The 18,753-nt window shown below is 71.9% G+C and carries 18 protein-coding genes; 5 read left to right on the plus strand and 13 right to left on the minus strand.

Going from position 1 to position 18,753, the window contains the following annotated elements; all coding sequences use genetic code 11:
• Positions 1-69: 69 nt before the first annotated feature.
• The 11 genes from AB0B83_RS13125 to AB0B83_RS13175 form a co-directional block, all read right to left on the minus strand.
• Complete coding sequence (locus AB0B83_RS13125; RefSeq protein WP_357578344.1) at positions 70-1,098, minus strand: amidohydrolase family protein; 1,029 nt, start codon at positions 1,096-1,098, stop codon at positions 70-72.
• A complete protein-coding gene (locus AB0B83_RS13130) occupies positions 1,098-1,622 on the minus strand; it encodes a 3-hydroxyanthranilate 3,4-dioxygenase (protein WP_132239299.1) in 525 nt (174 codons plus the stop codon). Before AB0B83_RS13130 ends, AB0B83_RS13125 begins: the two co-directional genes overlap by 1 nt.
• Positions 1,619-2,101 (minus strand): RidA family protein, encoded by a 483-nt coding sequence (locus tag AB0B83_RS13135; protein ID WP_357578345.1) that lies wholly within the window; start codon positions 2,099-2,101, stop codon positions 1,619-1,621. Before AB0B83_RS13135 ends, AB0B83_RS13130 begins: the two co-directional genes overlap by 4 nt.
• Complete coding sequence (locus AB0B83_RS13140) at positions 2,098-2,871, minus strand: fumarylacetoacetate hydrolase family protein (protein ID WP_357578346.1); 774 nt, start codon at positions 2,869-2,871, stop codon at positions 2,098-2,100. Before AB0B83_RS13140 ends, AB0B83_RS13135 begins: the two co-directional genes overlap by 4 nt.
• Positions 2,872-2,926: 55 nt before the next feature.
• Positions 2,927-3,997 carry a 4-hydroxy-2-oxovalerate aldolase gene (dmpG, locus tag AB0B83_RS13145; RefSeq protein ID WP_357578347.1) on the minus strand — a complete coding sequence of 357 codons (1,071 nt, stop codon included), beginning with the start codon at positions 3,995-3,997 and terminating at the stop codon, positions 2,927-2,929.
• Positions 3,994-4,935 carry an acetaldehyde dehydrogenase (acetylating) gene (locus AB0B83_RS13150; protein WP_357578348.1) on the minus strand — a complete coding sequence of 314 codons (942 nt, stop codon included), beginning with the start codon at positions 4,933-4,935 and terminating at the stop codon, positions 3,994-3,996. The genes dmpG and AB0B83_RS13150 overlap by 4 nt, the downstream gene beginning before the upstream one ends.
• Positions 4,932-5,726 carry a fumarylacetoacetate hydrolase family protein gene (locus tag AB0B83_RS13155; RefSeq protein WP_357578349.1) on the minus strand — a complete coding sequence of 265 codons (795 nt, stop codon included), beginning with the start codon at positions 5,724-5,726 and terminating at the stop codon, positions 4,932-4,934. The genes AB0B83_RS13150 and AB0B83_RS13155 overlap by 4 nt, the downstream gene beginning before the upstream one ends.
• Before the next feature lie 102 nt (positions 5,727-5,828).
• Entirely contained in the window at positions 5,829-7,310 is a 1,482-nt protein-coding gene (locus AB0B83_RS13160) for a 2-hydroxymuconic semialdehyde dehydrogenase (RefSeq protein WP_357578360.1), read from the minus strand.
• 23 nt (positions 7,311-7,333) lie between these two features.
• On the minus strand, positions 7,334-8,671 hold the full coding sequence (locus tag AB0B83_RS13165) for an NAD(P)/FAD-dependent oxidoreductase (RefSeq protein ID WP_357578350.1): 1,338 nt from the start codon (positions 8,669-8,671) through the stop codon (positions 7,334-7,336).
• Positions 8,668-9,975 carry a kynureninase gene (gene kynU, locus AB0B83_RS13170; protein ID WP_357578351.1) on the minus strand — a complete coding sequence of 436 codons (1,308 nt, stop codon included), beginning with the start codon at positions 9,973-9,975 and terminating at the stop codon, positions 8,668-8,670. Before kynU ends, AB0B83_RS13165 begins: the two co-directional genes overlap by 4 nt.
• A gap of 20 nt (positions 9,976-9,995) precedes the next feature.
• The gene (locus tag AB0B83_RS13175; protein ID WP_357578352.1) at positions 9,996-10,895 is read right to left on the minus strand and encodes a tryptophan 2,3-dioxygenase family protein; all 900 of its coding nucleotides are present in this window, start codon (positions 10,893-10,895) and stop codon (positions 9,996-9,998) included.
• A 179-nt stretch (positions 10,896-11,074) separates the two neighbouring features.
• Between AB0B83_RS13175 and AB0B83_RS13180 the strand changes: the two genes are divergently transcribed.
• From AB0B83_RS13180 to AB0B83_RS13190, 3 genes are all read left to right on the plus strand, one after another.
• Entirely contained in the window at positions 11,075-11,530 is a 456-nt protein-coding gene (locus AB0B83_RS13180; RefSeq protein WP_357578353.1) for an Lrp/AsnC family transcriptional regulator, read from the plus strand.
• A gap of 89 nt (positions 11,531-11,619) precedes the next feature.
• Positions 11,620-12,141 carry a hypothetical protein gene (locus AB0B83_RS13185; protein ID WP_357578354.1) on the plus strand — a complete coding sequence of 174 codons (522 nt, stop codon included), beginning with the start codon at positions 11,620-11,622 and terminating at the stop codon, positions 12,139-12,141.
• Positions 12,142-12,153: 12 nt separating this feature from the next.
• Positions 12,154-13,002 carry a class F sortase gene (locus AB0B83_RS13190; protein ID WP_357578355.1) on the plus strand — a complete coding sequence of 283 codons (849 nt, stop codon included), beginning with the start codon at positions 12,154-12,156 and terminating at the stop codon, positions 13,000-13,002.
• A 43-nt stretch (positions 13,003-13,045) separates the two neighbouring features.
• On the opposite strand, the gene AB0B83_RS13195 is transcribed toward AB0B83_RS13190, so the two are convergent.
• Positions 13,046-13,603 carry an HNH endonuclease gene (locus AB0B83_RS13195; RefSeq protein WP_357578356.1) on the minus strand — a complete coding sequence of 186 codons (558 nt, stop codon included), beginning with the start codon at positions 13,601-13,603 and terminating at the stop codon, positions 13,046-13,048.
• A 1,496-nt stretch (positions 13,604-15,099) separates the two neighbouring features.
• Positions 15,100-15,945 (minus strand): alpha/beta hydrolase, encoded by an 846-nt coding sequence (locus tag AB0B83_RS13200; protein WP_357578357.1) that lies wholly within the window; start codon positions 15,943-15,945, stop codon positions 15,100-15,102.
• A 181-nt stretch (positions 15,946-16,126) separates the two neighbouring features.
• On the opposite strand from AB0B83_RS13200, the gene AB0B83_RS13205 reads away from it, so the two are divergent.
• Both AB0B83_RS13205 and AB0B83_RS13210 read left to right on the plus strand, forming a co-directional pair.
• Positions 16,127-17,149 (plus strand): mechanosensitive ion channel family protein, encoded by a 1,023-nt coding sequence (locus tag AB0B83_RS13205; protein ID WP_357578361.1) that lies wholly within the window; start codon positions 16,127-16,129, stop codon positions 17,147-17,149.
• Between the two features lie 232 nt (positions 17,150-17,381).
• On the plus strand, positions 17,382-18,753 hold a 1,372-nt coding region (locus tag AB0B83_RS13210), incomplete at its 3' end, for an MFS transporter (protein WP_357578358.1).

Here is an 18,753-nt window from a genome sequence, read left to right on the forward strand (position 1 = left end):
GTCGGCAGCAACCTGGGCGACGCCCACACCGGTGGCCGCACGACAACCGTGCTGCCGCCCGGGCGCGGGTCAGGAGCGGGTGCCGAGGAAGCGCAGCGCGTTGCCCCCGAGCAGCAGGTCGCGCTGCTCGCCGGTGAGGAAGTCCGCCTCGCGCACCACCCGGCCGACCGGCCGCTCCCCCAGCGGGTACGGGTAGTCGCTGCCGACGAGCACCCGCTCGGCGCCCATCGTGTCGACCAGCAGCCGCAGCGCGGGCGCGGAGAAGACCACCGAGTCGACGCAGAACCGGTCGACGTACGAGCTGGGCGGGGCGGTGGAGGCACCGCGTACAAGGTCGCCACGGCGGTGCCAGGCGTTGTCGGCGCGGCCCAGCCAGAACGGGAAGCTGCCGCCGCCGTGCGCGAAGCAGATCCGCAGCGTGTCGGGCACCCGGTCGAAGACGCCGCCCAGGATCAGCGCCAGCACCGACAGGTGCGTCTCGGCGGGCATCCCGGCGAGCCAGCGGGCCATCCACCGGTCCAGCCGGGGGCCGCCCGGCATGTCCCACGGATGCACGAAGACCGGCGCGCCCACCTCGGCGCAGTGCGTCAGGAACTCCACGATCCCGGCGTCGTCCAGGTCGCGGTCGCCGACGTGGTTGCCGATCTCCACCCCGGCGTGCCCGGCCGCGAGGCAGCGGTCCAACTCGGCGCAGGCCGCCTCCGGGTCCTGCAACGGCACCTGGCAGAACGGCACCAGCCGGTCGCCACCGGCGGCGGTGACCTCCAGGGTGCGGTCGTTGAAGATCCGGGCCACCTTGACCGCCTGGTCGGCGGGCCGGTCGTAGCTGAAGAAGACCGGGGTGGGCGACACGACCTGCACGTCCACGCCGTCGGCGTCCATGTCGCCGAGGCGGGTCGGCGCGTCCCAGCACTCCGCCCCGACCGGGCGGAACTCCGTCTCCCCCACCATGATCATGGCCGCCCGCTCGGAGTCGACCCGCAGCCAGGGCCAACCGGACCCGCCGCACGCCGCGCCGAGGTCCGGCCACCCCTTCGGTACGACGTGCGTGTGCACGTCGACCACGGGCGGCCGCGCCGGCCCGGGCCCGGCAGGCATCAGCCCTTGCCCGGGTGCAGCGCGCCGCAGTTCCCGCAGGTGCGGGCGGCCTCGTCGGCGTAGAACGCCTGGAACACCGGGGGCAGGTCGGCGGCGATGTCGCGGACCTGCAACTCCACCTCGTGCACCTTGTGCCCGCACTCGGCGCAGTACCACTGGAACTTCTCCAGCGTGCCCTCCTCGCGGACCCGCTCCACGACCACGCCGATCGAGCCGGCCTCGGGCCGCTGCGGCGAGTGCGGGGTGTTGCGCGGCAGCATCCACATCTGGCCCTCGCGCACGTGCACCGTACGCGGCCCCTCCGGGGTCATCAGGTTGACGTGCATGTTGCCCTTGACCTGGTAGAAGAACTCCTCGTACGGGTCGACGTGGAAGTCGGTGCGCTGGTTGGGCCCGCCCACCACCATCACGATGAAGTCGTCCCCGCCCGGGAACATCTCCTTGTTGCCGACCGGCGGCTTGAGCAGGTGCTGGTTCTCCGCGATCCAACCGGGGAAGCTGAACGGCTCCGCGATCTCACTCACGACTGACCTCCTGACGGAAGAAGGGCCACTGCCTGGATCTCGATGAGCAGGTGCGGGTGGGGTAGTTGGTGCACGGCGACGGTGGTGCGGGTGGGGCCGGTGGCGTCGAAGTACTCGGCCCAGACCTGGTTGTAGCCGCCGAAGTCGTTCATGTTGACGAGGTAGGTGGTGACCTGCACGAGGTCGCTCAGGTCGGCGCCGACTGTCCGCAGCAGATCTTGGATGTTGTCGATGACGGCGCGGGTCTGCGCGCGGATGTCCAGGTTCGTCGTGCCCAGCTCGTCGACCTCGACGCCCGCGAAGGTGTTGTCGGGGCGGCGGCTGGAGGTGCCGGAGACGAACACGAACCCACCGGCGACCTTGACGTGCGGGAACGCGCCACGGGGTACGGCCTTGCCGGCGACGACGTGCGCCCGTGCGCCCGTGCCGTTGCCTGCTGCCGCGCCCTGGTTCGCGGGCGTGCTCGGGTTGGCGGTCATGCGGTGGCTCGCAGGGAGGTGGTGCCGAGGTGTTCGACGACGGCGCGTACGTGGGCGCCGGGGCGTAGGGGGACGGCGGCGGTGGCGGCGCCGGCGAGGAACACCCAGCCTTCGCGTAGCCGTACGCCGTGGCGGCCGGCGAGGCGGATGCCCTCATCCAGTGCGCGGCGGGGGTCGCCGAGGATCGCGGCGGTGGAGCCGACCTGCGCCACCCGTCCGTCGATCTCCAGCAGCACCCCCAGGTTGTCCAGCCCGTCCGGCACCGGCGACCAGGGGCCGATGGTGAAGGCGGCGGCGGAGGTGTTGTCGGCGATCACATCCGGCAGGGAGAACGTGAAGTTGGCGTACCGCGAGTCGATGACCTCGATGGCCGGGGCGACCGCGCGCACGGCGTCGGTGAAGTCCCCGACCGGCTCGCCCGGCTCGGGCAGCCGGTCCAGCAGGAACGCCACTTCGGGCTCGACGCGGGGGTGGATGAAGGCGGTGGGGTCGAGGGTGCCGCCGTCGGGGATGCGCATGGTGTCGGTGAGGCGGCCCCAGATGACCTCGTCCACGCCGACCTGCGCCATCTTCGCCTTGCTGGTCAGGCCCATCTTCAACCCGATCAGACGCTCACCCCGATCCAGGCGACGCTGGATCAACGCCGTCTGCACCCCATACGCCGCATCCACATCCAGACCCGTCTCCGCAGCAAGCTGCGGAATGGCGGTGGCGGTGTCCGCCGCCACGCCGAGGCGCTCGGCGATACCCGCAGTGTCCGGCCCGATCATGGCGTCTCCCTCGTTCGCGACTGCGCGGCTCGCACGCCCGGCTCAATCCTCACGCTCACTGTGCCGCACCCGTCTGCGCGCGACCGTCGGCGAGGTCCAGTGCCACGTCCACGATCATGTCTTCCTGCCCGCCGACCATGCGGCGGCGGCCCAACTCGACCAGGATCGAGCGCACATCCACCCCGTACTTGCCCGACGCCCGCTCCGCATGCCGCAGGAAACTCGAATACACCCCCGCATAGCCCAGCGACAGGGTCTCCCGGTCGACCTGCACCGGACGGTCCTGCAACGGCCGCACGATGTCGTCAGCGGCATCCATCAGCGCGAACACGTCACAACCGTGCTCCCACCCGTGCAACTCCGCGACGGCCGCGAACACCTCCAGCGGCGCGTTGCCCGCCCCGGCGCCCTGCCCGGCCAGGGACGCGTCGACCCGCACCGTCCGACCGTGCGCCGAACCCAGCGGCCCGTCACCGAGGACGCGCCCGTGCTCGACCGCGACGACGCTGTTGGCGACGCCGAGGGACAGGTTGTGGTGGGCGTGGATACCGATCTGCGTGTCCGCCGCCAACACCTGCCGGTACGCGTCCACCCGCTCGGCGACGTCGGACATGAGGAGCCGGCCGCCGGAATCGGTGACGTAGACGCAGTGCGCCCCGTACGACTCCATCAACTTCGCCTGCCCCGCCAGGCCGGCCGGGTCGTTCATGTGCGACATCATCAGGAACCCGGACACGTCCATGCCGTTCTCCCGCGCCCACGCAATGTGCTGCGCCGAAATGTCCGCCTCCGTGCAGTGCGTCGCAATCCGCACACTCGTCACCCCGAGCGCCTTCGCCGCCTTCAAATCGGCGATCGTGCCGATCCCCGGCAGCAGCAACGTGGTCAGCTTCGCGTTCGTCATCACCTCCGCCGCCGCAGCGATCCAGTCGGCGTCACTGGCCGCACCATGGCCATAGTTCACACTCGACCCGGCCAGCCCGTCACCGTGCGCGACCTCGATCGCGGCCACCCCGGCAGCATCCAGCGCCGCTGCGATCGTGCGGACCTGCTCGACCGTGTAGCGGTGGGCGACGGCGTGCATGCCGTCGCGCAACGTCACGTCCTGGATGTACAGATCAGTCACGACAGCACCCCCGAAGCAGCCTCGGAACGCACCGCCACCAGCCGTTCCGCCGTGCGCAGCGCCGCAGACGTCATGATGTCCAGGTTCCCCGCGTACGCCGGCAGGTAGTGCCCCGCGCCGGAGACCTCCAGGAACACCGACACCTGCAACCCGCTCAGGTGCCGACCCAGCGACGGCACGTACGCATCGACGCGGTCGAACTGCACGTCCTGCTTCAGGCGGTACCCCGGCACGTACTCCTGCACCGCCGCCACCATCTGCGCCACCGAGCCGGCGATCGCCGCCCGATCGGCGTCGGCGTCCTCGCACAGGCAGTACACCGTGTCACGCATCAACAACGGCGGATCCGCCGGATTCAACACGATGATCGCCTTACCACGCTGCGCGCCGCCGACCACCTCGATCGCCCGCGCCGTCGTCTCCGTGAACTCGTCGATGTTCGCCCGCGTCCCCGGCCCCGCCGACTTGGAAGCGATGGAGGCGACGATCTCGCCGTACACCACCGGCGTCACCCGACCCACCGCCGCGACGATCGGCACCGTCGCCTGCCCACCACACGTCACCATGTTCACGTTGCGCTCACCCAGGTGCTCGTCCAGGTTCACCGGCGGCACCACATACGGACCGATCGCCGCCGGCGTCAGGTCCACCACCAGCCGACCGTGCGCCGCCAGCACCGCGTCGTTGCGCCGGTGCGCGCCCGCCGACGTGGCATCGAACACCAACTCCACATCCGCGAACTCCGGCATCGCCACCAGGCCGTCGACACCCTCAGCGGTCGTCGCCACACCCAACCGCCGCGCCCGCGCCAGACCATCGGACCCGGGGTCGATGCCCACCATCGCCACCATCCGCAGCGACTCCGACAACCGCAACACCTTGATCATCAAATCGGTGCCGATGTTGCCCGACCCGATCACCGCCACGCCAGTGGTCACGACGCCTCCTTCGAGAAGCACGTGCGGACAGAGCCCAGGCCGGAGATCCGCGCCTCGTACGCCGCGCCGGGCGTCACCGGCACCATCGGACCGAGCGCCCCGGAGAGCACCACGTCCCCGGCACGCAGCGGATCACCGGAGCGTGCGAGGGTCTGCGCCAGCCACTGCACCGCGTGCAACGGGTTGCCCAGGCAGGCCGCGCCCGCGCCGACCGACACCGGCTCACCGGCCTGCTCGAGGACCATGCCGCACAGCCGCAGGTCCACCTCGGCGAGCCGGCGCGGCGTGGTGCCGAGCACGAACAGGCCGCTGGAGGCGTTGTCCGCCACCGTGTCCACGATCGAAATGTCCCACCCCGCCACCCGCGAATCCACGATCTCGATCGCCGGCAGCACATGGTCCACCGCCCGGATCACGTCCGCGCCGGTGATCCGCTCGTCGGGCAGGTCCGCGCCCAGCACGAACGCGACCTCCGCCTCCACCCGGGGCTGGAGCAGCCGGCCCATCGGCACCTCTGCCCCGTCGGGCACCGCCATGTCGTCGGTGAGCACCCCGAAGTCCGGCTGGAAGACACCGAAGCTCTCCTGCACCGCCCGCGACGTCAGCCCGATCTTCGCGCCCACCCGCCGGTGGCCGCGCTGCAACCACTGCCGCACCTGAAGCTGCTGCACCAGGTACGCCGATGTGACGTCGCCCTCCGGCAGCAGCCGCCCCCGCAGCGGCGGACACGGCTTGCCGTACTCCCGCGCGCCAGCCAGCTCCCGCGCCGCCGCCTCGTAATCGACGCTCATGTCAGCTCCCCACTCCACTCGGAGCCGCCAGGACACTCCGCGACACCGATGTGCTCGCCACGTCCACTGCGCCCGCGCCACCGATGCACTCGCCGCGTCCAGTCATGTCAGGTCCACGCAGACGTTGGTCAACTCGGAGTAGAAATCGAGGGAGTGCACGCCACCCTCGCGCCCGATCCCGGACGCCTTCACCCCACCGAACGGCGTCCGCAGGTCCCGCAGGAACCACGTGTTCACCCACACGATGCCGGCGTCCAACCGCATACCGGCCCGGTGCGCCCGACCCACATCGCGCGTCCACACCGCCGCCGCCAACCCGTACTCCGTGCCGTTCGCCAACGCGAACGCCTCATCCTCGTCATCGAACGGCGCCACATGCACCACCGGCCCGAAGACCTCCTCGCGATTGGTCCGCGCATCCGCACCCAACCCCGTCAACACCGTCGGCTGCACATACGCACCACCATCACGGGCGTCACCGAAGGCCGGCACCCCACCCCCGGTCAGCACCTGCGCACCCTCACCACGAGCCAGGTCGTAGTAGCCCAGCACCTTCTCCCGATGCTGATGCGAGATCAGCGGCATGTTCACCGTGGCCTCGTCGGCGGGCCATCCGAACGACAGCTCACCAGCCCGCTGCGCCAACCGGGCCGTGAACTCCTCGAACACCGGCCGCTGCACATAGACCCGCTCCGTGCACAGACACACCTGACCACCATTGGTGAAACTCGACCGCACCGAACCCGCCACCGCCGCGTCCAGATCCGCGTCCGCGAAGACCAGACCGGCGTTCTTGCCACCCAACTCGAAGGAGACCGCCTTAACACCTTCGGCAGCCGCCCGCATGATGGCGCTGCCGGTCGACGACTCACCGGTGAACGTGATCGCGTCGACATCCGGATGACGGGTCAGGAACTCCCCCGCCGAATCCGGACCGAACCCGTGCACCAGATTGAACACACCCTCCGGCACACCCGCCGCCGCCATCACCTCCGCCAACAACGTCGCCGACGCCGGCGTCTCCTCACTCGGCTTCACAATCACCGCATTACCGCACGCCAACGCCGGAGCCACCTTCCAGGTGAGCAGCAGCAGCGGCAGGTTCCACGGCACGATCACCGCCACCACACCCACCGGCTTACGCACCGCGTAGTTCAGTGCCCGGCCGCCGGTCGGGGTGACCGTGGTGAAGGACTCCGTCGGCGCGGTCGCCACGATCTCCGCGAAGGCGCGGAAGTTCGCCGCACCACGCGGAATGTCCAACGTCCGCGCCTGCGAGATCGACTTGCCGGTGTCGGCGACCTCGGCGGACACCAGGTCGTCGAAGCGGCGCTCCAACTCGTCGGCGACCCGACGCAACACCTCGGCGCGCTCCCGCTCCCCCATCCGGCCCCACGGCCCGCGCAGCGCGGCCCGCGCGGCGGCGACTGCATCGTCCACACACCCCTGGTCGGCCTCCACCACCTCGAAGACCGGCTCACCCGTGACCGGACTGCGCTTCGTGAACCGCCGCCCCACATCGACGAACTCACCACCGACGAAATTGCGCAGGAGCGGCGGGCCGTCGGGCGCCGTCCCGGCCATCAGCCGGGGATCCCAGGTCACGGTCATCGACGTCTCCCTCGGCTGATCGTGAGGCCGACCGCGCCGGCCAGCAGCGCCACGGCCCCGGCGGCCACCGCCCCGAGCAGGCGGTGCTGCCGGCGGACCCGGCGACGCACCTCCGCGTACGGGGAGGTCGAGAAGGACACCAGCTCGTAGCGGGAGACGTACCGGCCCGGCAGCACCCGCTCCAGCGCGTGCTCGACCTTCCGGCCGGCCTGGAACAGCGGCGAGGCGACCTTGTCCCGCATCTCCACGAAGTTCGCCAGCGCCATCTGCGCGATGGCCTCGGCGTTGGCCTGCCGGCGCTGCTGGAACAGCGGCAGCGCCTCGGACCAGTCGTCGGCGCACTCGTCCAGGCAGCGGTCCAGCTCGACCACGTCCTCGAAGGCGCAGTTCGCGCCCTGGCCGTAGAACGGGACGATGGCGTGTGCCGCGTCGCCGAGCAGGCCGAACTTTCCGTACGCCTGCCAGGGGGTGCAGCGGACGGTGCCGAGCACGCCCACGGGGTTGTGCTGGTAGTCGTCGACGAGGCCCGGGGCGAGCGGCGGCAGGTCCGGGTAGTGCTCGGCGAAGTGCCGCTCGATGGCCGCCGGGCTGCCCAGGGAGGCGAAGCTGGCGGTGCCGTGGGTGGGCCAGAAGAGCGTGCAGGTGAACGAGCGGTCCGGGTTCGGCAGCGCGATCATCATCGAGGTGCCGCGCGGCCAGATGTGCAGCGCCTCCGGGTCGAGGGCGAAGTCCCCGCCCAGCGGCGGGATCGTCAGCTCCTTGTAGCCGTAGTCGAGGAAGTCCACGCTCTCGGTCAGCAGCCCGTACGCCAGCAGCTGCCCGCGCATCGCGGAGCCGGCGCCGTCGGCGCCGAGGACGACCGACGCGGTGGCCGCGACCGTGCCCTGCGGGGTCTCGAAGGTCATCTCGCCGCTGGTCGGATCGAGCCCGACGAGCCGGTGGTCGAAGGCGACCCGCACCCCGGGCAGGCTGGTGGCCGCGTCGAGCAGGGCGTTGTTCAGCGCGCCCCGGCTGATCGAGTTGATCGCCCGGTCGCCGGCGGCGCTGTACGACTGGAACTGCGCCTCGCCGTCGACGGGGTGGATCATCCGGCCGCGCATCGGCAGCCCGTCGGCCAGCACCTGCTCGTCGAGGCCGATGCGGCGCAGCGCGTCCAGGCCCCGCTCGGAGAGCGCCAGGTTGATGGAGCGTCCCCGCTCCACCGTGCCGGTGCGCGGGTCGGGCCGCCGCTCGTAGAGCGCCACCGGGTAGCCGCGCCGAGCCAGGAAGCAGGCCAGCAGGCAGCCGGCGAGGCCCGCGCCGACGACCGCGATCTCGTCCCGCTGGTCGGTCATGAGTTCACCTCCACCGTGGCGGCCAGCGCGTCGGCGACCCGCCAGCAGTCGTGGAACGTGGAATAGAGCGGCACCGGGGCGAACCGGATGATGTCCGGCTCCCGCGCGTCGGCGATCACGCCGTGCTCGTGCCGCAGCCGCTTGGCCAGCCCGGCCGCGCTGCCCGCGCCGATGCGCACCGAGAGCTGGCAGCCGCGCCGCTCCGGCTCGCGCGGGGTGACCACGGTCAGCGGACGGTTCGCGGTCACTTCGTCCAGCAGTCCCGCCAGGTAGCCGGTGAGCCGGACGCTGCGCTCGCGCAGCGCGGGCATCCCGACGGAGTCGAAGAGCTCCAGCGAGGTACGCACCGGGCCCATCGCGAAGATCGGCGGGTTGGAGATCTGCCACGCCTCGACGGTGGCCGGCGGCCGGGAGACCGGGGTCATCTCGAACCGGGTGGCCGCCTCGGTGCTCCACCAGCCCTCGAAGCGGGGCAGGTCGGGGTCGCCGAGGTGCCGCTCGTGCACGAAGACGCCGGCCAGCGCGCCGGGGCCGGAGTTCAGGTACTTGTAGGAGCACCAGGCGGCGAAGTCGACGTCCCAGTCGTGCAGGGCGAGCGGGACGTTGCCGGCGGCGTGGGCCAGGTCCCAGCCGACCACGGCCCCCGCCGCGCGGCCGGCGGCGGTGATGGCCGGGATGTCCATCAGCTCGCCGGTGAGGTAGTTGACCCCGCCGAGCAGCACCAGCGCCACCGTGTCGCCCTCGGCGGCCAGGTAGGCGGTCACGTCCTCGGTGCGCAGGGTGTCCTCGCCGGCGCGCGGGCGCAGCCGGACGACCGTGGTGTCCGGGTCGAGGCCGTGGAAGCGGGCCTGGCTGCGCACGGCGTAGCTGTCCGAGGGAAAGGTGCTGTCCTCGATGACGATCCGGGTGCGCGCCCCGGCCGGCCGGTAGAAGCTGACCATCAGCAGGTGCAGGTTGACCGTCAGGGAGTTCATCACCACGACCTCCGCCGGGGCGGCGCCGACCAGTCGCGCGGCCGGCGCCGTCAGCAGCTCGTGGTACGGCAGCCAGGGCCGCTCGCCCTCCAGGTGTCCCTCGACGCCGAGGCGGCTCCACGCGTCCAGGTCGGCGGCGAGCTCGTCGCGGGTGGCCCGGGGTTGCAGGCCGAGGGAGTTGCCGGCCAGGTAGGCGGCCTCGGGGTACCGGCCGCCGTCGGCCGGCGGCACGTGGAACAGGTGGCGGTGCCCGGTATCGGCGGCGTCGAGGCGGCGCGCCTCGGCCTCACCGGCGGCGAAACCGGACGGATCGGATGCGGGGGTGGTCATGGGGTCGTCTCGCTCTCGGGTCACATCGCTGTCCGGGCCGACCACAGCTCGGGGAAGACCACCCGGGCCATGCTCCGCTGCAACCACGCCAGTCCGGCGGAGCCGCCGCTGCCCACCTTGGCGCCCATTGTGCGCTGCACCGCCTTGACGTGGTGCTGCCGCCAGTCGCCGAACTGCTCGGCCACCTCGGTCAGCGCCTCGCCCAGCATCCGCAGGTGGTTCTCCGGCCCCGGCTCGGCGTAGATCCGCACCCAGGCGGCCTCCACGGCGGCGTGCGGCTGGTGCTCGGCGTTGACGTCCCGGTCGAGCAGGTCGGCCGGCAGGTCGTGGCCGTGCCGGGCCAGCAGGGCGACCACGTCGTCCCAGAGGCTCGGCGCCGCCAGGGTGGCGCGCAGCTCGGCGTGGACGTCGGTCTGCCGCCGGAACGGCCGGATCAGCGTCTCGTCGCGGAGGCCGAGCAGGAACTCCAGATGGCGGTACATCGCCGACTGGAAGCCGGAGCCCTCGCCCAGCAGGTTGCGGAACCGGTTGAAGTCGGCCGGGGTCATCCAGCGCAGCCCGTTCCAGGCCGCGTTCAGCCCCTCCAGGTGCAGCGCGGCGCGGCGCAGCGGGGCCAGCGCGTCCCACACCCGGTCGGCCCGCAGCAGCCGCTGCGTCTCGCGCAGCTCGTGGCAGGTCAGCTTGAAGTACAGCTCCATGATCTGGCTGACCATCAGGAAGGACATCTCGCCGGGGTCGTCGCTCAGCGGCTGCTGCAGCTGGTGCAGCGTGCTGGCGTGCACGTACGCGTCGTACGGCACCCGCTCGGCGAACTCCAGCGTCGGTTCGCCGCCGTTGCGGGCGGCGCGGGCCGCGCGCTGCCGCGGGGTCACCGGGCGCACCGCCGCCTTGGCGGGTACGCGCACGTCCGTCTGCTCCACCCGTGGCCTCCCTCTGCTCCGTCACCCGGGACGGCCGACGGTCGGCCGTTTTCGGGATGTCGACATGATGTCTCGGCGGAACCCCCGGATGGAATGCCGGATCAACGGCGCTCACCCCGTCTGACCTGCTACGCAGAAGGCATGAGCCGGATTCGGCTTCGAGAAAGTAAGGTCGCCTCATGGACGACATGGACTGGGCGCTGCTGCGGGAACTGCAGGCCGACGCGCGCCTCTCCTTCAGCGAACTCTCCCGACGGGTGCACCTGTCGCCGCCGGCCGTGGCCGAGCGGGTGCGCCGGCTGGAGGAGTCCGGGGTGATCACCGGCTACCACGCCCACGTCGACCTGACCCGGGCCGGCCGCACCGTGGTCGCGCTGATCCGGATGTCCTGTTACGGGGCGCGGTGCATCCTGCGGGACCCGGACGTGGCGAACTGGCCCGAGATCCTGGAGATCCACCGGATCACCGGCGACGCGTGCAGCATGCTCAAGGTGGCCGCCGGGTCGATCGACGACTTCGAGGGCGTCATCGACCGGCTCGCCCCGTACGGCCAGCCGTCCAGCACGATGGTGCTCTCCACCCCCCTGGAATGGCAGCCCGTCACCCCGCTGCCCCCCGCCGACCGGCCGCGCTGACCGGCCCCGGGTTTGCCCCCCGGCCAGCGGGAAAGCAGGCCCCTGTTGCCCGGGGAGGATTCCGGTGATCGTCACCGGAAGGGGGGATCATGCCGGTGCTCACAGCGTTCCAACGTGCCCTGACTCGCGCTCTGACCGTCTTGGGGCTGGTCGGGGCCTTCGTCCTGACGACTCTCGCACCCGCCTGGGCGGGTGAGAACACCTTCGTCGAGGTGGTGCCCAACAGCGCGCAGGCCGGCACCCGGGTCAGCATCCGGGCCGGTTGCGACAACGCCAACAACCGCCAGGCCGACGTGCACTCCGACGCCTTCGGGCGGGTGATGCTGCGGCCGGACAACGGCTTCCTGACCGGCCAGGTCACCATCCCGGGCAGCAAGGAGCCCGGCGACTACCCGGTGGACCTGCGCTGCGACAACGGCAAGACCGCGACCACCACGCTCACGGTGCTGAACATGGAGCAGCCCAGCAAGGGCCCGGCCACCGGGGGCGGCGGCACCGCCGGCACCTCGGGCACCGGCTCGATGCTGATGATCGGTGGCCTCGCGGTCGTGGCCCTGGCCGTGGGCTTCGGCTTCTTCGGCAACCGCCGCCGGACCGGGTCCGGTTCCTGACCCGCCGTCGCCATGGCCGGCTCCCTGAGGCGTACCAGGCGATCGGATCCGGGCCGGGTCCGGGCGACCACCCGGCGGGCGCTGCGGGCGTCCCGCCGGGCGGCGGCCGCGACCGCCCGCCGGCTGCGCCGGGTGGCCGGGGAGGCGGTGTCGGCGAGCGTCGCCACCACCGACCCGGCCGCCGGTCCGCTGCCCGCCCGGCCCCGGTACCGCCGGATCCCGGCCGGCCGCCGGCTGGCCCCGGGGCGGGGGCCGGGCCTGCCGGTGCTGGTGATCGGGACGTTGATGGCGCTGATCGTCACGATGCTCGGCGTGGAGCGGATCGCCGGCGTGAGCGTGCTGCCGGAGCGGTTCCTCGCGGGGCTGCGGCCCGCGCCGAAGAAGTTCCCGGTGCTGCCCGCCAGCCGGCCCGTCGGCATCGCCATCGACCCGATCGACGTCCGGGCGCCCGTGCACGGGGTCGGCATCGCCCCGGACGGCAGCATCGCGGTGCCGGACGCCGCCCGCGCCCAGGAGGCCGGCTGGTACGACCAGGGGCCTACCCCCGGGCAGTACGGCCCGGCGGTGATCGTCGGGCACGTCGACACGACCAGCGGGCCGGCGGTCTTCCACAAGCTGCGGGACCTGGACGACGGCGACCGGATCGAGGTCGCCCGGCAGGACCGCTCCGTGGCCGTCTTCGAGGTGGACTCCGTCGAGCGCTTCGACAAGGACCGGCTGCCGGTCGACGAGGTCTTCGGCGACTTCGACCGCCCCCGGCTGCGTCTGATCACCTGCGGCGGGCGCTGGGTGGGCGGGGAGACCGGTTACGCCGACAACGTGGTGGTCTTCGCGTCCCTGGTCCGGGCGCGCACGACGTGACCGGCCCGCCCGCGCGCCGGGTCGTGCGGGCGCGGGCGACGGGTCAGGCGGCCTCGGGCTCCCGGCTCAGGCGGCCTTCGGGATCGCGCAGGTCGAGCCAGTCGGACCAGCGGGGGTCCGGCGCCCGGTGGCCGAGCACCCGCCAGGCGGTGCCCTTCGGGGCCGCCGGCAGCGCGTGCAGCCGCCAGCCCAGCTCGGCCGGCGTCTTGTCGCCCTTGGTGTGGTTGCACCGGGCGCAGGCCGCGACGACGTTCTCCCAGGCGTGCCGGCCGCCCCGGCTGCGCGGGAAGACGTGGTCGATGGTCTCGGCGGGCCCCCGGCAGTAGGCGCACCGCCAGCCGTCCCGGGCGAAGATGGCGCGGCGGGAAAGCCCGACGTGGGTGCGGTAGGGCACGCGTACGAAGCGGGTGAGGCGGACGACCGACGGCACCGGCAGCGCGTCGCGGGCGCTGTGCAGGATGCCGTCGCCGTCGGCGACGCAGACCGCCTTGGCGGAGAGCACGAGAATCGCGGCGCGGCGCACCGACACGACACACAGCGGCTCGTAGGTGGCATTGAGGACCAGCGCACCGGAGCCCACCGTGGGTCGTATGTCAGGCATCGCGTTCACCCTCCCGGTTCAGCGGCCCCCTGCTCGCCACCGCCGACCGGAAACGGGCGCAGTCGCCCACCACGGCCGACGCCGGCCGGATCACCGACGTCCGTGCGCCCATCGTCCCTGATCGGCTCCCGGATTGCACGCACTAATGTGACAAGCCAAGTGGACATCACCCAGAAACGGGCAGATCTGCCCTCTGAGCAGGGCGGAACCCCTCAGCGCCTCTCGACGTTTTACACCCGTTTTCGATCTCAGTTGTGCCGGATCTGTGCCCGATGATCTTTCATTCGCATTGAGCTTCGTGAACTTGATCAAGGCAACTCAAGATCACTAGAGTGCGAGCGTGAAGCGGGAAGCCCTCTCGAAGCGTTGGCCGTGGATCTTGCTGCCTCTCGTCGCCATGGCGTGCACAGGTGCGCTGGCCGTTCCTGCGGCGTGGGCGGTGAGAGCCCAGGTTGAGGCGGAACAGGGTGAGCGCGCTCCTGATGCTGCGGTGGCGGTCTACCTGCTGCGGTTGAGTAGCGGGGATGAGGTGGGCTGCGTCGAGTTCTCGCCACCGATCGTCGTGACAAGCTGGTGCGTCAGTGGCGCGCTTACCGGGCGCAGATGTCAGGATCGGCCATGCCGCCCAGCAAGCTGGAGTCAGGCCCGCTGCAGGTCGACCATGTCCGTGGTGGTGCCGCCTTGGTGGTTACCGAAGTCTACGCGGTTTGGTGGCACGACCAGGCATCACAGACGGGCAGCCGGCATCCCTGGCGCTTCGAGGTCCGGAAGGATCGAGGCGGGTGGCGGGTCTGGTCGGTTACGGCTCCGGCTTGGTGTGGCGCCTACATCCGGCCGGACCGCTGTTGACGACTGGCGCACCCAGGGCGCGGGACGCTGTCGCCTCGCTCGTCGACGAGCTGCGGCGCTCAGCGCGACTTGACGAACGTTCCTTTGCCGGGCACGACGTAGACCAGGTCCTCAGCATCGCAGTAGCATGCCTCGCTATTCCGCGTCTCGTTCTGGATGCACACCATTGACTTGTTCGTGTCTTGGCACTGAGGTGCATTGCGCCCCCGGCTCCGCACCGCATACCGGGCACGGTCGCCAATCCCCGACAGGGCCAGGATCATACCCGAGTTCGTGTGCAACCCGGCTAATCTCTCTCGCCGCTTGGTGAAGGCCCTCGTCCCGGTGGCGGGTAGCGGCCTTGTGGACGGTGCGCACCGCCTCGATCGCGCGCCTTTCCTCGTCTCGTGGCACGGCAGGGTGTTCCCCGCAAGTGTGCCCGCAAACCGTCATGGCTTCAGGTGGACAACTGTCTCGCGGTTCGCCTCGTCGCCCGGCACCCGCCGCCCACTCCCACGCGCCGCATTCCAGGCCTCGATGATCATGTTTACGCATTGAATCCGATAAGCGCGATCACCATGATTTGATCAATGCCGCACCGGCGGGTGCGACCTCCCGCGCGCATCATCGGCCGCGCTGGGCGTCGATCGGATCGGCCCACCGGTCCGTCAGACCCGGGCCAGGGAGGAGAGCAGTGCCGCGGCCTCCCCGGGGCGGACCAGCACCGCGGCGTGGCTGACGTCGAGGGACCACACGTCGAACGGGTTGTCAGGGGTGAGCGCGTCGGCGTCGGCGATGAACCGGTCCTGGAGCGCGATCGGCATCGACCGGTCGGCGGTGAGCCGCAGGTAGGTGCGGGGGACGCGGCCCCAGGTCTGCGGGTCGGCCCGCTCCTCGCCGGCGTCCAGGCTCTCGTCCGGCTCCAGGGTGTTCAGGTAGCCGTGGAACTCGTCGTCGGTGCCGTCGGCCAGGATCGCCTCCCGGAGGGTGGCGAGCAGCGCGGGGTCGGCGGTGCGCCAGTTGAACCGCAGCGCGCCGAGTTCCATCGGGTTCGCGGCGAGCAGGCCGCCGACGCCGTTCAGGGCGCTCGACGCGTTCTCCGCCGAGGCCTGGTAGCCGGCCGGGGTGTCGGCGGCACAGCACCACGCCGAGATGTAGACCAGCCGGTCCAGCAGCTCCGGGGCGGCGTTGGCGACCCCGGTCAGGGTGAGCCCGCCCCGGCTGTGCCCGACCAGGATGACCGGTCCGTGCTCGCGTACCCGCCGCACGACGTCCAGGACGTGTGCCACGTTGTCGGCGTGGCCGACGCCGGCCATCGCGCTCGGCGCGGTCGCCAGGGCGGCGAGGTCCTGCGGGGCCTGGTACGCCGCCGGGAACGTCGCGCCGAAGCCGTGCCCGGGCAGGTCGACGGCCAGCGAGCGGTGCCCCCGCAGGGCCAGCTCCCGCTGCATGGGCGCCCAGGTGAACGAGTTGCTGCCGGCACCGGGCACGAAGACGAAGGTGGAAGCTGTCATTTGATCATGATAGTTGCGCCGTCAGCTCGTACTCCCGGGGTGCCACCTGACCGGTGCGACCGCGCCCGGCCGGCACGCGCCACCCGGGGGCCGGGTCACGACGCGGAGGGTCGGGGGGTCGGGGCCCCGCCGGGTGCGGTACGAAGACAGCGTGACCGCTGCCAGCCTGACGCCGCCCGCCCTGCCCGCCGTCGAGGCGCCGGACCCGGCTCCGTCGCCGACCTGCCTGGACGACGCCCTCTGCAAGAGCGTCTACGACATGACCGGCTCGGTGTGGTTCGCCGAGGGCAGCTACTGGATCCTGCTCAAGCCGCTGCGGATCGTGATGATCCTGCTGCTGGCGGTCGCCGCCCGGTGGCTGGTGCACCGCACGATCCGCCGGCTGGTGCGCACCACCACCGACGCGGGCGTGCCGACCATGCTGCGTCCGCTGCGCGAGCGGATCCCCACCGCCGCCGTCGAGCCCGGCGAGTTCGTTCCGGAGCGGCGCCGGCAGCGGGCCGAGGCGATCGGTTCGGTGCTGCGCAGCCTGAGCACCGCGTTCATCTTCGGCATCGCGCTGCTGATGATCCTCAAGGAGTTCAGCTTCGACCTGGCCCCGCTGCTGGCCAGCGCCGGCATCGCGGGCGTGGCCCTCGGCTTCGGCGCGCAGAGCCTGGTCAAGGACCTGATCGCCGGCCTGTTCATGCTGATCGAGGACCAGTACGGCGTCGGCGACACCGTGGACCTCGGCGAGGCGACAGGCGTGGTGGAGTCGGTCGGGCTGCGGGTCACCACCGTCCGCGACGGGCGGGGCGTGCTCTGGTACATCCGCAACGGCGAGATCGTCCGGGTGGGCAACAAGAGCCAGGGATGGGCCCTGGTGGTGGTCGACCTGCCGATCGGCTTCGCCGGCACGGAGGAGGCCACTGCCGTGCTGCGTACCGCCGCCGCCTCGGTGGCGATCGACCCCGACCTGGCACCGGAGATCGTCGAGGCGCCGGAGGTGCTGGGCGTCGAGCAGATGACTGTCGACGGCGCGGTGATCCGTACGGTGGTCAAGACGTCCGCGGACGGGCAGTTCGCCGTGGGCCGGGAGCTGCGTCGCCGGCTCGCCGAGGCGCTGGAGAACTCCGGCATCACCGCGAAGATCGCCGCCGCCCGGTTCTACCCCGGCATGCCGGTCCCCACCCCCGGCGAGACCGGGCAGGGCGGCGCCACCTGAGGCGCCCAGAACGCCGGGCGGCGGGGGTCGCGAGCCGGGTGGCCCCTCGGGTATCGTCCGTTCGTTCAGTCGGAGATGCGACGATCAACCCCTTCGCCCTAGCCACTCGTCGGACGATCGGGCAAAATCCGGTGCAACGCGCTCCCCCGGAGCGTGATCACGTCCTCGCTGATCCGTAGATCTGACGACGGTTCCCGGGCCGTCCATCACGAGTGGCCCGCTCAGGGGAACGATGGAGGCGACGGTGCCTGACGAGCGACCATCCCCGGAAGGGCCGGCAACCTTCCGCGAGGTGTTCGCCAACCGCGAATACGGCGCCGTCTTCACGGCCAGCGCGCTCTCCTGGATCGGCGACTACATCGCCAAGGCCGCGGTCACCCTGCTGGTCTACGAGGAGACCCGTTCCGTCGCGCTCTCGGCCGCCGCCTTCGCGGTGAGCTACCTGCCCTGGCTGGTCGGCGGCCCCCTGCTCGCCACGCTCGCGGAGCGGCACCGCTACCGGCAGGTCATGGTGATCTGCGACCTCGTCCGGATGGTGCTGATGGTGTGCATCGCCATCCCCGGTGTGCCCGTCCCGATGATCCTGGCCCTGCTCTTCGCCACCACGCTGGCCAACCCACCGAGCCAGGCCGCCAAGTCGGCGCTGATCCCCCTGGTCCTCACCGGGGACCGCCTGGTGGTCGGGCTGTCGATGATCAGTAGCGTCGGCCAGGCCGCCCAGGTCGTCGGCTACCTGGCGGGCGCGGCCATCGCCGCCTTCAACCCGACCACCGCGCTCCTGGTCAACGCGGCGACGTTCGCCCTGTCGGCCGCGCTGGTCCGCTTCGGCGTGGCCGACCGGCCGACGGCGATGACCGCCGCGCACCGCAGCCACCTGCTGCGGGAGACCGCGCAGGGCTTCCAGATCGTGTTCGGCACCCCGGTGCTGCGGGCCATCGCCGTGCTGGTCTTCGCCGCCATGCTCTTCTCCGTGGTGCCGGAGGGCCTCGCCGCCGCCTGGGCGAGCGAGCACGCCGGCCAGCTGGACGCCGGCGCCGCGCAGGCGATCATCATGGCGGCGAACCCCGTCGGCTTCATCCTCGGCGGCCTCGTCGTCAGCCGGGCGTTCGGGCCGGACCGCCGGCTGAGCCTGATGCGGCCGTTGGCGGTGCTCTCCCCGCTGGCCCTGGTGCCCGCCCTGTTCGACCCGCCGCCCCTGGTGGTGGCGCTGCTCGCCGCGGCCTGCGGGTTCGCCGTCGCCGGCATGCTGCCGGTGGCCAACGGGCTCTTCGTCCGGGCGCTGCCCGACGGCTTCCGGGCCCGCGCCTTCGGCGTCATGGCGACCGGCGTCCAGGTCATCCAGGGCGTGGCCGTCCTGGTCACCGGGTTGCTGGCCGAGCGATACTCCATCCCGCTCGTGGTCGGGGTGTGGAGCGCCGTCGGAGTGCTGCTGATGACGCTCGCCGCCCTGCGCTGGCCGAGCCGGTCGACGATCGACGCGGCGATCGAGGCGGCCCAGCAGGCGGGCGGCGCGGCCCAGCAGGCGGGCGGCGCGGCCCAGCAGGCGGGCGGCGCGGCCCAGCAGGCGGGCGGCGCGGCCCAGCAGGGTGGGGCGGCACATCGCC

This window comes from Micromonospora sp. NPDC049060 (assembly GCF_040649055.1).
GTDB lineage: Bacteria > Actinomycetota > Actinomycetes > Mycobacteriales > Micromonosporaceae > Micromonospora > Micromonospora reichwaldensis.

What these genes read in the sequence shown, in the direction of transcription:
- AB0B83_RS13125 (WP_357578344.1), bottom strand. Translation starts at nt 1,098, where the DNA reads ATGCCTGCCGGGCCCGGGCCGGCGCGGCCGCCCGTGGTCGACGTGCAC.
- AB0B83_RS13185 (WP_357578354.1), top strand. Translation starts at nt 11,620, where the DNA reads ATGCCGGTGCTCACAGCGTTCCAACGTGCCCTGACTCGCGCTCTGACC.
- AB0B83_RS13190 (WP_357578355.1), top strand. Translation starts at nt 12,154, where the DNA reads ATGGCCGGCTCCCTGAGGCGTACCAGGCGATCGGATCCGGGCCGGGTC.
- AB0B83_RS13135 (WP_357578345.1), bottom strand. Translation starts at nt 2,101, where the DNA reads ATGACCGCCAACCCGAGCACGCCCGCGAACCAGGGCGCGGCAGCAGGC.
- AB0B83_RS13155 (WP_357578349.1), bottom strand. Translation starts at nt 5,726, where the DNA reads ATGAGCGTCGATTACGAGGCGGCGGCGCGGGAGCTGGCTGGCGCGCGG.
- AB0B83_RS13140 (WP_357578346.1), bottom strand. Translation starts at nt 2,871, where the DNA reads ATGATCGGGCCGGACACTGCGGGTATCGCCGAGCGCCTCGGCGTGGCG.
- kynU (WP_357578351.1), bottom strand. Translation starts at nt 9,975, where the DNA reads ATGACCACCCCCGCATCCGATCCGTCCGGTTTCGCCGCCGGTGAGGCC.
- AB0B83_RS13200 (WP_357578357.1), bottom strand. Translation starts at nt 15,945, where the DNA reads ATGACAGCTTCCACCTTCGTCTTCGTGCCCGGTGCCGGCAGCAACTCG.
- AB0B83_RS13165 (WP_357578350.1), bottom strand. Translation starts at nt 8,671, where the DNA reads ATGACCGACCAGCGGGACGAGATCGCGGTCGTCGGCGCGGGCCTCGCC.
- AB0B83_RS13180 (WP_357578353.1), top strand. Translation starts at nt 11,075, where the DNA reads ATGGACGACATGGACTGGGCGCTGCTGCGGGAACTGCAGGCCGACGCG.
- AB0B83_RS13195 (WP_357578356.1), bottom strand. Translation starts at nt 13,603, where the DNA reads ATGCCTGACATACGACCCACGGTGGGCTCCGGTGCGCTGGTCCTCAAT.
- AB0B83_RS13160 (WP_357578360.1), bottom strand. Translation starts at nt 7,310, where the DNA reads ATGGCCGGGACGGCGCCCGACGGCCCGCCGCTCCTGCGCAATTTCGTC.